Source organism: Peribacillus sp. V2I11, from assembly GCF_030817135.1.
GTDB classification, from domain to species: domain Bacteria; phylum Bacillota; class Bacilli; order Bacillales; family DSM-1321; genus Peribacillus; species Peribacillus simplex.
In genome coordinates, this window is the sequence record NZ_JAUSYW010000001.1 from 4,260,156 (window position 1) to 4,272,350 (window position 12,195).

General features: G+C 41.9%; 12 protein-coding genes. 11 read left to right on the top strand and 1 reads right to left on the bottom strand.

Translation table 11 applies throughout. The features are described from left to right. The first annotated feature begins 83 nt into the window (after positions 1 to 83). The 6 genes from spoIVB (at position 84) to QFZ73_RS20880 (ending at position 4,594) form a co-directional block, all read left to right on the top strand. The gene (gene spoIVB, locus QFZ73_RS20855; RefSeq protein ID WP_307270221.1) at positions 84 to 1,376 is read left to right on the top strand and encodes a SpoIVB peptidase; all 1,293 of its coding nucleotides are present in this window, start codon (positions 84 to 86) and stop codon (positions 1,374 to 1,376) included. 330 nt (positions 1,377 to 1,706) lie between these two features. Continuing rightward, positions 1,707 to 2,498, top strand: coding sequence for a sporulation transcription factor Spo0A (gene spo0A, locus QFZ73_RS20860; protein ID WP_034308269.1), 792 nt, complete (start codon positions 1,707 to 1,709; stop codon positions 2,496 to 2,498). A gap of 522 nt (positions 2,499 to 3,020) precedes the next feature. Beyond that, on the top strand, positions 3,021 to 3,188 hold the full coding sequence (locus QFZ73_RS20865; protein ID WP_307270224.1) for a hypothetical protein: 168 nt from the start codon (positions 3,021 to 3,023) through the stop codon (positions 3,186 to 3,188). A 13-nt stretch (positions 3,189 to 3,201) separates the two neighbouring features. Continuing rightward, positions 3,202 to 3,411 (top strand): hypothetical protein, encoded by a 210-nt coding sequence (locus QFZ73_RS20870; protein ID WP_307270226.1) that lies wholly within the window; start codon positions 3,202 to 3,204, stop codon positions 3,409 to 3,411. A 199-nt stretch (positions 3,412 to 3,610) separates the two neighbouring features. Then, positions 3,611 to 3,778: a hypothetical protein gene (locus QFZ73_RS20875; RefSeq protein WP_251431038.1), complete on the top strand. Its 168-nt coding sequence runs from the start codon at positions 3,611 to 3,613 to the stop codon at positions 3,776 to 3,778. Between the two features lie 81 nt (positions 3,779 to 3,859). After that, on the top strand, positions 3,860 to 4,594 hold the full coding sequence (locus QFZ73_RS20880; RefSeq protein ID WP_307270231.1) for a glycerophosphodiester phosphodiesterase: 735 nt from the start codon (positions 3,860 to 3,862) through the stop codon (positions 4,592 to 4,594). 43 nt (positions 4,595 to 4,637) lie between these two features. Here QFZ73_RS20880 and QFZ73_RS20885 read toward each other — a convergent pair whose 3' ends face one another. Beyond that, positions 4,638 to 4,874 (bottom strand): DUF2627 domain-containing protein, encoded by a 237-nt coding sequence (locus tag QFZ73_RS20885; RefSeq protein ID WP_101222519.1) that lies wholly within the window; start codon positions 4,872 to 4,874, stop codon positions 4,638 to 4,640. Positions 4,875 to 5,079: 205 nt separating this feature from the next. Between QFZ73_RS20885 and QFZ73_RS20890 the strand changes: the two genes are divergently transcribed. The 5 genes from QFZ73_RS20890 to QFZ73_RS20910 all read left to right on the top strand — a co-directional run bounded on the left by QFZ73_RS20890 (position 5,080) and on the right by QFZ73_RS20910 (position 12,177). Continuing rightward, the gene (locus QFZ73_RS20890; RefSeq protein WP_307270237.1) at positions 5,080 to 7,137 is read left to right on the top strand and encodes a sigma-54 interaction domain-containing protein; all 2,058 of its coding nucleotides are present in this window, start codon (positions 5,080 to 5,082) and stop codon (positions 7,135 to 7,137) included. Between the two features lie 373 nt (positions 7,138 to 7,510). Continuing rightward, complete coding sequence (gene bcd, locus QFZ73_RS20895; protein ID WP_251434864.1) at positions 7,511 to 8,608, top strand: branched-chain amino acid dehydrogenase; 1,098 nt, start codon at positions 7,511 to 7,513, stop codon at positions 8,606 to 8,608. Positions 8,609 to 8,739: 131 nt separating this feature from the next. Beyond that, positions 8,740 to 10,161: a dihydrolipoyl dehydrogenase gene (gene lpdA / locus QFZ73_RS20900; protein ID WP_251434866.1), complete on the top strand. Its 1,422-nt coding sequence runs from the start codon at positions 8,740 to 8,742 to the stop codon at positions 10,159 to 10,161. A gap of 24 nt (positions 10,162 to 10,185) precedes the next feature. Beyond that, on the top strand, positions 10,186 to 11,181 hold the full coding sequence (locus QFZ73_RS20905) for a thiamine pyrophosphate-dependent dehydrogenase E1 component subunit alpha (RefSeq protein ID WP_307270243.1): 996 nt from the start codon (positions 10,186 to 10,188) through the stop codon (positions 11,179 to 11,181). A 12-nt stretch (positions 11,182 to 11,193) separates the two neighbouring features. Next, positions 11,194 to 12,177 (top strand): alpha-ketoacid dehydrogenase subunit beta, encoded by a 984-nt coding sequence (locus tag QFZ73_RS20910; RefSeq protein WP_307270246.1) that lies wholly within the window; start codon positions 11,194 to 11,196, stop codon positions 12,175 to 12,177. The last annotated feature ends 18 nt before the right edge of the window (positions 12,178 to 12,195 follow it).

Below are 12,195 nucleotides of genomic sequence, written 5' to 3' on the forward strand. Positions count from 1 at the left end.
TTGCATCTGTTATAAATGACTGTCATGAGGGCTAAATTAAAGGTGTAGCCATAAAGTTTCAGAGAGCGAGGAGAGTGAATGGGTTGAAATTTGTATGGATAAACAGGATCATCGGTGGAATTCTCCTTGTTTCGCTATTAACATTAGGGTTATACCAGCCATCTCGTGAATATTTTTTAATTCCAAATCATCTTGTGCTATTTGAAGGAAGTCAATATAGTATTTCCAAATCATTGCCTGTTTCCGCAAAAACTTCGGAATCCAGTGATGGAATTTCGCTTCATGATGAACAAGCTTCGATTACGCTTGGTGCTGAGAAACCAGGTACGAATGAAGTGTTACTCGATGTAGCAGGCTTGCCTGCCAAAAAGGTCGACATCAGGGTGTTAAAAGACTTTAAAGTCATGCCTGGAGGCCAATCCATTGGAGTAAAGCTTAATACTCTTGGGGTTCTCGTAGTAGGTCATCATCTTATTGATACTGCGCAGGGGAAAAAATCACCGGGAGAAAAAGCGAAAATTGAAATCGGTGATATTATTACAGAAATCAATGGTCAGACGATAAAGAAGATGGGGGATGTAACCCCTTTTGTTCAGCAGGCAGGCGAAAAGGGTGAGGCGTTGAATCTTGTCATTAACCGTGATAATGAAATGCTTCATAGTACCCTATTACCTCTAAAAGATAAGAATGAAGGAACTTACAAATTAGGTTTATATATCCGTGATTCGGCAGCTGGCATCGGAACGATGACGTTTTATCACCCGGATTCGAAAAAATATGGGGCGTTGGGACATGTCATATCCGATATGGATACAAAAAAGCCGATTGTTGTTAAGGACGGTCAGATTGTTCAATCGACGGTCACATCCATTGAAAAGGGAAGCAATGGTGATCCTGGAGAAAAATTGGCACGCTTTTCTTCCAATAAAGAAAAAATAGGAAATATCAATCGCAATAGTCCCTTTGGCATTTTTGGGAAATTAAATCAGGATTTTAAAAATGGAATAAACGAAAAGCCACTCCCCATCACCCTTTCCCATGAGGTAAAGGAAGGACCAGCAAAAATCCTTACAGTGGTGGATGGTTCTGAAGTGGAGGAATTCGATGTCGAAATCGTCAGTTCCATACCACAGAAGTTTCCTGCAATTAAGGGAATGGTTTTAAAAGTGACGGATAAGGAATTGCTTCAAAAAACGGGTGGGATCGTTCAAGGTATGAGCGGCAGTCCTATCATACAAAATGGGAAATTAATCGGTGCAGTCACCCATGTATTCGTTAATGATCCTACAAGTGGGTATGGAGTCCATATCGAATGGATGTTAAACGAAGCCGGTATAAATATATACGACAAAGATAATTATGAAAAGGCAAGCTAAGAATCCGGGTATCCTTTTGGATGCCCCTTTTTAATGGAAATTTATGATTAGCATAGGTTCGGGCATGAATTAAATTTGATTTCTTCAAAAAATAGAGGTTTTTTTGAAACGATGTGATAAAATGAAAACGATATGAAGATTTTTCGACAAACAAGTTTATTCGAATAGCAAACGAAGTCGAAAACAAGAGATATCCGGAGAATAATATTGAATTCCTTATATTTTTTCAAAAATAAAAGGAATTTAGTTTCCATTGTCGAAAAGTTCAATTACAATAGAATTTAGTCATATAGAAAAAAAGACCAATTGTAGTTGAGGAGGAAATCAAGCGTGAAAAAAATTAAGGTGTGCGTTGTAGATGATAATAGAGAACTTGTTGGCCTTCTGGAAGAATACATTTCTGCACAGGAAGACATGGAAGTAATTGGGGTGGCACATAACGGTCAAGATTGCCTGGGTATGCTTGAAAGCGTTGATCCGGATATATTGATCCTCGATATTATCATGCCTCATTTAGATGGGTTAGGTGTACTTGAAAAACTTCGTGAAGTAAAACGGGGTGCTATGCCTAATGTGATTATGCTTACTGCCTTTGGTCAAGAAGATGTAACGAAAAAAGCTGTTGATTTGGGCGCGTCTTACTTTATCCTGAAACCATTTGATATGGAAAATCTGGCCAATCACATACGTCAGGTAAGCGGTAAAGGGCAGGCGGTTTTAAAAAATCATAGTCAATTTAGCTATCGTCCCCAAAATGAATCCAAGCCGAAGAACCTAGATGCCAGCATCACAAGCATCATTCACGAGATTGGAGTCCCAGCACATATTAAGGGCTATTTGTATTTAAGGGAAGCGATATCCATGGTATATAATGATATCGAACTATTGGGTTCTATCACCAAGGTTTTATATCCGGATATCGCAAAAAAATACAATACTACGGCCAGCCGTGTTGAACGTGCTATCCGGCATGCGATTGAAGTGGCCTGGAGCCGTGGAAATATAGAATCCATTTCATCTCTTTTCGGATATACCGTAAGCATGACTAAGGCAAAACCCACAAATTCCGAATTCATTGCCATGGTTGCCGATAAGCTGCGTCTCGAACATAAGGCTTCTTGACAGGGGTAGGGGAACCCATTGTTAAGATTCAGGGTAACAATTGACCATATAAAGGCTAGAGCCGCTAAATATAAATAGGAAATCTCCATCTGGAGGTAAAGGACAGGAAGAAGTTGCTTCGTGATTTTTTCTAATCGGCAACTTCAGAATTTTTTACGCTGCCGGTAAAAAAATTAAACGCCTTTTATTTATTGGATTTTGCAGGAAATCCCATAAATAAAAGGCGTTTTTGTTTGATTGAAAAGCGGCACAAATTGCTATATAGCTCCTTTTCTAAATTTTTAGATTATAATTATAGGTATATTTAATCATTCGGAAGAGAGGAGTAAATGAAAAATGAGTATTTTGTATTGGAAGCGGATAAGGATATTATTTTTATAACCGTTTTTCAAAAAGGCTTTTCCATTCTTCAATGAATCCTATCTTGTTCGGTTTTCCGCAAATCATATTGGAGAACGTCAAAGAATTAAAGGATGCACTTACAGAGGCAAGCGGGGAAAGAATTCAAGTGGGAAGACGGAAATGGATCATTTTTCCGTGACGGCTACGAAGGATATATCCATTTTAAGTGAGCTTGATGTAAGTAATGTGAAGGAAATCAAGTCAAAGGAGGGGGATGTATTCATTAAAGGTGGGATATTTGGTAAAGGCGCGTTTCCAAAATATCTGCAGCAAGGAACATCTTTGTGAAACATGCCAACGAATGCCACTTAACAGCAGGGGAAAATATACATATAGGATCATATTCAATGGGGAGTTTCTGAAAGCCAAAAATATCTTCACGGATGAAAAGAAGGGAAAATTAATCGGCGGCGTAATTGAAACGCATGGAAGAGTGAGGGCGGCTGTGATCGGGAATCGAATGGAACGGAAAACGTTAATAAATGTGAAGGGATTTAACCTGATCTTTTAAAAGAAGAACTGAATGGGACTTTGCTTTTTTATAAATCAAAAATAATGAAAATTGAATCAATAAAGGAAAAGCTTGATGTATATGAAATGTATCTGGGACAATTGAATGGTGAACAAAATTTTCAATATGAACAAACAAGAAATCAATTCGAGAGGTTGATGGCTCAAATATATCAATTGGACGAAAACGGAAGTCAATCATGGATATGCTTGAATCTATAGGGGAAGGGGAAATTACGATTGGTCAAATGGCCTTTCCGGATTCACACATGCAAATTAAAGACTTGGAAAAGAAAGTGAGTGATTTGACGAAAGGACTAAAGGAACCTTCTATGCAGAAAATAATCACCTGCATTTTGATTAAATGATTGATCTAGATGAAAATAATTTGCTGTTTCTGTTCATAAAATTGGGATATAACATTTTATTGAGAGAGGCGGCGTTTCATCATGACCTTAATCTTTGCACATCGAGGCTCTGCGGGAACACATCCGGAAAATACGATGTCGGCGTTCAAAGAAGCTGCCCGTGTCGGGGCGGACGGAATTGAAACGGATGTCCAGCTCTCGAAGGATGGAGAAGTGGTCATCATTCACGATGAAAAGCTCGATCGGACCACGAATGCCTCGGGGTATGTAAAAGACCGGACCTTGAAGGAGTTGAAAACTCTTAATGCGTCCTCAACCCATAAGGGTAATTTGGGTAAAGAAAAGATTCCGACGCTTGAAGAACTATTTATTTGGCTTTACGATAATCAGCTTTTTTGCAATATTGAATTGAAAAATACGCTTTTTCTGTATCCAGGCTTAGAAGAGAAAGTCATCCGGCTCATCCGTACTTACGAAATGGAGGAAAGGGTAATCCTTTCTTCTTTCAATCATTACAGTTTGGTCAATTGCCATCAATTGGCACCTGAATTGGAAACCGCACCGCTTTATAGGGATGGTCTATACATGCCGTGGATATATGCCAAGGCAATAGGCGGAAGTGCAATCCACCCAAATATCCGTGCTGCCCCTGATGCACTAATTCAAGCATCGGTGAGTATGGGTGTTCCTGTACGCCCATATACCATTAATAAAGAAGCCGAGATGAAGCGGTTATTCAAATTGGGGTGCAGCGGCATCATAACCGATTTTCCCGAGGCAGCCGTACGGATCAGAGAAGGATTGAAATCAAGTTAAAGAAAGAAGGTGCCATATGATACATGGCACCTTCTTTTTGCGTTTAAAATTTATTGAACCTGCTTTGGACCTTATTTTGTTTTCGATCTCGATGAAGGACGAAGCCGGCGATAAAGGCTATTCCGCCAATCGTAATGAGCAGTCCGATTAAAAATTGCAGCCAAAGGACTGGATAGGGAGGCTGTAAAATACCGAACACCATGTCCCTCATTATTTTTATGCCATAGGCAGCAAAGGCACCGGGTATAAAAAGAATCAAAAAAGCGATTAAACGTTTCATGCGGTCAAATCCCTTCCGAAAATTCCGTCTTTAAAAAATGATAAAGGATATAAATTATTTGTCAAGTTTCGGGAATCCAGATAATGACTGGGAGTTGGTGGCTGTTTTTTAAGGGTGCCGATATGGTAAAATGGTGTGAAGTATGAAAAAAATTGCAGGGAATGATCTATTAAAAGGGGTAATTATATCTTAAGGGGGATGGCTCATGCAAAAGGTCATGATAATAGGGGGAGGAGTGGGAGGGACAACCGTGTTGAAACTCCTATCGGAAAGTGAAGTATTCTCCATTGTTTGTATGGCTGATACGAATGAATCCGCTGAAGGGATGCTTGCTGCAAAGGAACGAAAGATTCCTACAGTGACCAATTGGAGCATGGGTCTGGAGCGGGATTTGGACATCATTTTTGATACGACCGGTGACCCGTCTGTCTATAAAAAGATAAAAAGGGACATGGGTGAACAAACGATTCTCATTCCTGGAAGTGTCGCCCTCATTATGGCTAAGTTGTTTGAAGAGAAAAATCGTTTAATAAGTAAATTGGAGAATACCTCGGCAAAAATGGACTTGATCCTTAATACGACCAGCGAAGGGATGGTGGTGATTGATCATGAAGGATTCATCATCATGTTCAATGATAGTGCGGAACGTGCATCTGACACAAAGCGCGAGGATGTGATAGGCAGGCATATCAAAGATTTCATCCCTTCGACTGGATTGCTGCGAGTGATGCAAACGAACCAAAAAGAAGTAAATCAGGAAATCACCCTTAGCAATGGGATGGAACTCATAACGACAAGGATACCTCTGGTGAATGCCGATAAGGAAATCATAGGTGCCTTTTCCGTGTTCAGGAATAAAACGGAAGCTGTACAATTGGCGGAGCAGATCACTGATTTAAAAGAGATACAGACGATGCTCCAAGCGATCATTCAATCCAGTGATGAAGCCATATCTGTTGTGGATGATCAAGGCAGGGGGCTTTTGATCAATCCGGCATATACAAGAATCACTGGCTTAACAAAGACCCAAGTGATTGGTAAGCCGGCTTCCATCGATATTTACGAAGGTGAAAGTATGCATATGAAAGTGCTTCAGACAAAAAAACCTGTTCGGGGTGTAAATATGCGTGTCGGCCCAAAACATAAGGAAGTGATCGTGAATGTTGCTCCAATCATCGTGGATGGGTGCCTGAAAGGGAGCGTTGGCGTCATTCATGATGTATCGGAAATTCAGGCCTTGACCCATGAACTGAATCGGGCAAGACAGATTATTCGTACATTGCAGGCTAAATATTCCTTCGATGATATAATTGGGGCTTCCGAAGAGATGAAGCTTCCCATTGAACAGGCGAAATTATCGGCAAAAACACCTGCTACTGTCTTATTAAGGGGGGAATCAGGGACTGGCAAAGAGTTATTTGCACACGCCATCCATAATGCGAGCGATAGGAAATTCAATAAATTCGTACGTGTAAATTGTGCGGCCATCTCGGAATCATTACTTGAAAGTGAACTGTTCGGTTATGATGAAGGAGCCTTTACAGGGGCAAGCAGGGGCGGAAAGGTCGGTTTTTTTGAAGAGGCAAATCAAGGGAGTATCTTTTTGGACGAAATTGGTGAATTACCAGCCAACATCCAAGCTAAATTACTTCGGGTCTTACAAGAAAAGGAAATCGTCAGAGTGGGGGGGACGAAGCCGATTCCCATCAATGTCCGGGTCATAGCCGCTACGAATATCAATCTTGAACAGGCCATCGCAACCGGATCATTCAGGGAAGACTTGTATTTCAGGCTGAACCGCATGCCTATTTTCATTGCTCCATTAAGAAAGCGAAAAGAAGATTTGAGAGAATTGGCGGAGCATTTGATTAATAAAATCAATCAAGAGTATGGACGGAGCATAGAGGGAATTACGGCAGCAGCTATACATAAGATGCAAGTCTATAACTGGCCAGGTAATGTGAGGGAACTGGAAAATATCTTAGGACGGGCCATCATTTTCATGAAATTGAACGAGACGATCATTGATATACATCATATTCCGGATTTTATCGAAGAGATTCCATTGAAACAGGAGAAATTATTAATGAAGCCTTCTGGCTACGTATCGGGAAAATCGCTCTCGGAGATAATAGACCAGTATGAAGCCGAAATCATTCAGCAAGCGTTCCATACCCACAAGGGAAATAAAACACTTACGGCAAAAGCACTGGGGATTTCAGTTAGAAATCTATATTACAAAATGGAAAAACTAAAACTGTGAAAATTTTTGCACGCAAACAATTGCGTACTATGAAAAAAACTGCACGGAATTTTCTGATTTATTTTAATTTAAGCGAGACTCCACTTCTAACATGAAATTTTTTTGAATTTGTTATAGGCTATAGTTGCCCAACATATTAACCAGCATCTCCTTTTTTTGGATAAAAAGGCTCTCATTATGTATTTTATTGGCATGTTATTTGCATATTTAAAGGTACATGGATTTTTCCAGGGAACCATTCCCCATGGGTAAAATATCATGTGAGTAGCGATTTTATTTAAAATGAACGTAGGAACAAGTAAGAATGAGAATGAGGAGTAATTTAATGTCCTCATATCTGACATGTATTAAAACATCTAGGGAGGATTCCTTTATGGAAATTTTTAAATATCTTGAGAAGTATGATTACGAGCAACTGCTATTCTGTCAGGATAAACAATCGGGTCTTAAAGCGATTATTGCCATTCATGATACAACATTAGGGCCTGCGCTTGGAGGCACAAGGATGTGGACGTATGCATCTGAAGAAGAAGCCATTGAAGATGCCTTAAGGCTTTCGAGAGGAATGACATATAAGAACGCAGCTGCCGGCTTGAATTTAGGCGGGGGGAAAACCGTCATCATCGGCGATCCGCGTAAGGATAAAAATGAAGAAATGTTCCGTGCGTTCGGAAGGTATATCCAAGGGCTGAATGGGCGTTATATAACAGCTGAAGATGTAGGTACAACGGTTGAGGATATGGATCTCATTCATGAGGAGACGGATTTTGTCACTGGGATTTCCCCTGCATTCGGTTCTTCGGGTAACCCTTCCCCTGTAACTGCTTATGGGGTGTATCGCGGTATGAAGGCTGCTGCAAAAGAAGCATTCGGAACGGATTCTTTAGAAGGCAAGGTAATTGCAGTTCAAGGCGTCGGGAATGTTTCTTATAACTTATGCCGTCACCTTCATGAGGAGGGCGCCAAGCTGATCGTTACGGATATCAATAAAGAAAGCGTGGCCCGTGCGGTTGAATCCTTTGGGGCGACTGCAGTGAATCCTGATGAAATTTATGGAGTCGACTGTGATATCTATGCACCATGTGCATTAGGGGCTGTCATAAATGATCATACAATCAATCAAATCAGGGCGAAGGTCATTGCCGGTGCAGCCAATAATCAATTAAAGGAACCTGTTCATGGCGATCAAATTCATGAAAAAGGGATTATATATGCTCCTGATTATGTAATTAATGCTGGTGGAGTCATAAATGTGGCCGATGAGCTTCTAGGGTATAATCGGGAAAGAGCCCTTAAGAAAGTGGAAACGGTTTATGATACAATTGAACGGGTCATCGAGATTGCAAAACGTGATAAAATCCCAACTTATAAAGCAGCGGATAGGATGGCCGAGGAGCGCATTGCTCGCATGAGGAATTCAAGGAGCCAATTCTTGCAAAATGAAAAACATATCTTGAATGGAAGAAAGTGAATGTAGTTTTACAAGATATAGATTCCTGTGTTTTTTTAAATAAACACAGGAATTTTCAACAAGGATAACGTAATAAACATAGGGCAAGTAAAACTGGTGACAATAGTATGTATTTGTGAGGAGGAGCGGTTTTGGCTGAAGAATTTGACCTCGTTATCCTCGGAGGAGGAACAGGCGGGTATGTGGCAGCGATAAGGGCTGCTCAATTAGGATTGAAAACGGCTGTCGTGGAGAAAGGAAAGCTCGGCGGAACGTGTCTACATAAAGGCTGTATCCCTTCAAAAGCACTTTTAAGGAGTGCGGAAGTTTATCAGACTGCAGTGAAAAGTGAGGAATTCGGTGTTGTTACCGGGGATGTAAAGGTAGATTTCCTTAAGGTGCAGGAAAGAAAGAATAAAGTGGTCGACCAACTCTATAAAGGTGTCCAGCACCTGATGAAACAAGGGAAGATAACGGTTTATGAAGGGTTAGGACGTATACTTGGCCCATCTATATTTTCACCGATGCCTGGGACAATTTCCGTGGAAATGAATAATGGCAGTGAAAATGAAATGCTCATTCCTCAGAATGTCATCATTGCCACCGGTTCGCGTCCGAGGACACTGCCCGGTTTGACGATAGATGGGGAATTTGTGCTTACATCGGATGAAGCTCTCAAGCTTGAGAGCCTGCCAAAATCTATGATTATTGTAGGCGGGGGAGTTATCGGCATTGAATGGGCTTCGATGCTCAATGATTTTGGCGTGGAAGTGACAGTACTGGAATATGCAGATAGAATCATTCCGACTGAGGACCATGATATTTCCAGTGAAATGCTTCGTCTCCTAAAGAAAAAAGGCGTCAAATTCGTTACAGGTGCCAAGGTATTGCCTGAAACCCTGAAAACGGATGTTTCAGTATCCATTTCTGCTGAAGTCAAAGGTTCGGTAGAGGAATTCACAGCTGAAAAAATGCTGGTTTCCGTAGGCAGATCAGCAAATGTTGAAGGGATCGGACTTGAAAATACGGAAATTGTGAAAGAAAATGGTTTTATTGAAACCAATGACTTCTTCCAAACGAAGGAATCACATATCTATGCGATCGGTGATTGTATCGGCGGTCTGCAATTGGCTCACGTTGCCTCCCATGAAGGTATTATAGCCGTTGAACATATGGCAGGCCAAAAACCGGAACGGCTGGATTATTCGCTCATTTCAAAATGTGTGTATTCAAGCCCTGAAGCTGCAAGTGTCGGTTTGACGGAAGAACAGGCAAACAAGGAAGGCTATGGTCTTAAAATTGGGAAATTCCCGTTCCGTGCAGTTGGTAAGGCCCTTGTTTTCGGGGAAGCGGACGGTTTTGTCAAAATCATCGCCGATAAGAAAACGGATGATATACTGGGCGTTCATATGATCGGACCACATGTTACGGATATGATTTCAGAAGCGGGACTTGCAAAAGTGCTTGATGCGACACCATGGGAGATAGGCAAGACAATTCATCCGCACCCAAGTCTTTCTGAAGCAATCGGAGAGGCGGCCCTTGCTGTCGATGGACGTGCCATTCATTCATAAAGAATAAGGTCAGGAGGTTTTATGATGGTAGAAAAACGTCATGAACAATTAGGCTTAAATGAGGAAACGGTTTTAGATATGTACCGGACAATGCTTTTGTCCCGCAGAGTTGATGAGCGCATGTGGCTTTTAAACCGATCCGGGAAAATTCCCTTCGTGATTTCCTGCCAGGGGCAAGAAGCTGCACAGGTTGGGGCAGCGTTTGCGCTTGATCGGCAAAAGGATTATGTCCTGCCTTATTATCGGGATGTAGGTGTTGTGCTTACCTTCGGAATGACCGCAAAAGACTTGATGCTTTCAGGTTTCGCGAAAGAGGAAGATCCCAATTCCGGCGGGCGCCAAATGCCTGGTCATTTTGGTCAAAAGAAAAATAGGATCGTCACTGGTTCATCGCCTGTTACGACACAGGTCCCGCATGCTGTTGGAATTGCCCTTGCAGGGAAGATGGAAGGTAAGGATTTGGTAACATTCGTAACGTTTGGGGAAGGTTCATCCAATCAGGGCGATTTTCATGAAGGGGCCAACTTTGCAGGTGTGCATAAGCTACCGGTCATTTTCATGTGTGAAAATAATAAATATGCGATTTCCGTTCCTATTTCGAAACAGCTATCGTGTGAAAATGTTTCCGACAGGGCGATTGGCTATGGGATGCCTGGAATAACGGTGGACGGCAATGATCCATTGGCAGTGTATGCAGCGGTGAAAGAAGCGGCTGACCGTGCACGAAGGGGAGAAGGCCCTACACTAGTAGAAACCGTTTCATACAGGCTCACACCTCATTCAAGTGATGATGATGACCGAAGCTACCGGACAGCGGACGAAGTGGCCGAAGCCAAAACGAAGGATTCCATAATGACATTTGGAGCGTATTTAAAAGAAGTGGGAATCATGGATGATGACATTGAGAAACGAATGAATGATGAAGTCATGAAGATAGTCAACGAAGCAACCGATTATGCTGAAAATGCTCCATATCCGAAGGCTGAAAGTGCTATGAATCATGTGTATGCACAAAAGTAAGGGGGTAATAGAATGCCAGTGATTTCTTATATAGATGCCGTGACAATGGCAATGAGGGAAGAGATGGAACGCGATTCCCGTGTATTCGTATTGGGAGAGGATGTAGGAAAAAAAGGTGGGGTCTTTAAAGCCACTAATGGTTTATACGACCAATTCGGTGAAGCCAGGGTCATCGATACCCCTCTCGCTGAATCTGCAATTGCAGGTGTGGGAATTGGAGCCGCCATGTATGGGCTTCGGCCGATAGCTGAGATGCAATTTGCTGATTTCATCATGCCTGCCATTAACCAAATAGTTTCAGAGGCAGCCAAAATTAGATACCGTTCCAATAATGACTGGAGCTGTCCTATGGTAATCCGTGCTCCATATGGAGGAGGGGTTCATGGAGCTCTTTATCATTCACAATCGGTTGAAGCAATCTTTGCCAATCAGCCGGGCTTGAAAATTGTGATGCCTTCCACTCCGTATGATGTAAAGGGCTTGCTTAAAGCTGCCATTCGCGATGAAGACCCAGTGCTTTTCTTTGAACATAAACGCGCATACCGCTTGATCAAGGGTGAGGTACCCACTGAAGATTATGTACTTCCAATCGGTAAGGCGGATGTGAAACGGGAAGGGGAAGACATTACTGTCATCTCCTATGGCCTTTGTGTGCATTTTGCCCTTCAGGCAGCAGAAAAATTAGCTGCAGATGGAATATCTGCACATGTTCTTGACTTGCGTACCGTCTACCCAATGGATAAGGATGCCATCATAGAAGCAGCTTCTAAAACGGGGAAAGTATTACTGGTTACGGAAGATAATAAAGAAGGAAGCATCATGAGTGAGGTCGCGGCCATCATTGCCGAGCATTGCCTTTTTGATTTGGATGCCCCTGTAAAACGATTGGCCGGACCTGATGTACCTGCCATGCCATATGCACCTACGATGGAAAAACAATTTATGGTGAATCCTGATAAAGTGGAAAAAGCTATGAGGGAATTGGCCGAGTATTAATGACTGTTAAGAAGGAGG

Coding starts and splice junctions, on each gene's coding strand:
- QFZ73_RS20865 (WP_307270224.1), top strand. CDS start 3,021: ATGGATCATTTTTCCGTGACGGCTACGAAGGATATATCCATTTTAAGT.
- QFZ73_RS20870 (WP_307270226.1), top strand. CDS start 3,202: ATGCCACTTAACAGCAGGGGAAAATATACATATAGGATCATATTCAAT.
- QFZ73_RS20875 (WP_251431038.1), top strand. CDS start 3,611: ATGGATATGCTTGAATCTATAGGGGAAGGGGAAATTACGATTGGTCAA.
- QFZ73_RS20880 (WP_307270231.1), top strand. CDS start 3,860: ATGACCTTAATCTTTGCACATCGAGGCTCTGCGGGAACACATCCGGAA.
- QFZ73_RS20885 (WP_101222519.1), bottom strand. CDS start 4,874: ATGAAACGTTTAATCGCTTTTTTGATTCTTTTTATACCCGGTGCCTTT.
- QFZ73_RS20890 (WP_307270237.1), top strand. CDS start 5,080: ATGCAAAAGGTCATGATAATAGGGGGAGGAGTGGGAGGGACAACCGTG.
- bcd (WP_251434864.1), top strand. CDS start 7,511: ATGGAAATTTTTAAATATCTTGAGAAGTATGATTACGAGCAACTGCTA.
- QFZ73_RS20905 (WP_307270243.1), top strand. CDS start 10,186: ATGGTAGAAAAACGTCATGAACAATTAGGCTTAAATGAGGAAACGGTT.
- QFZ73_RS20910 (WP_307270246.1), top strand. CDS start 11,194: ATGCCAGTGATTTCTTATATAGATGCCGTGACAATGGCAATGAGGGAA.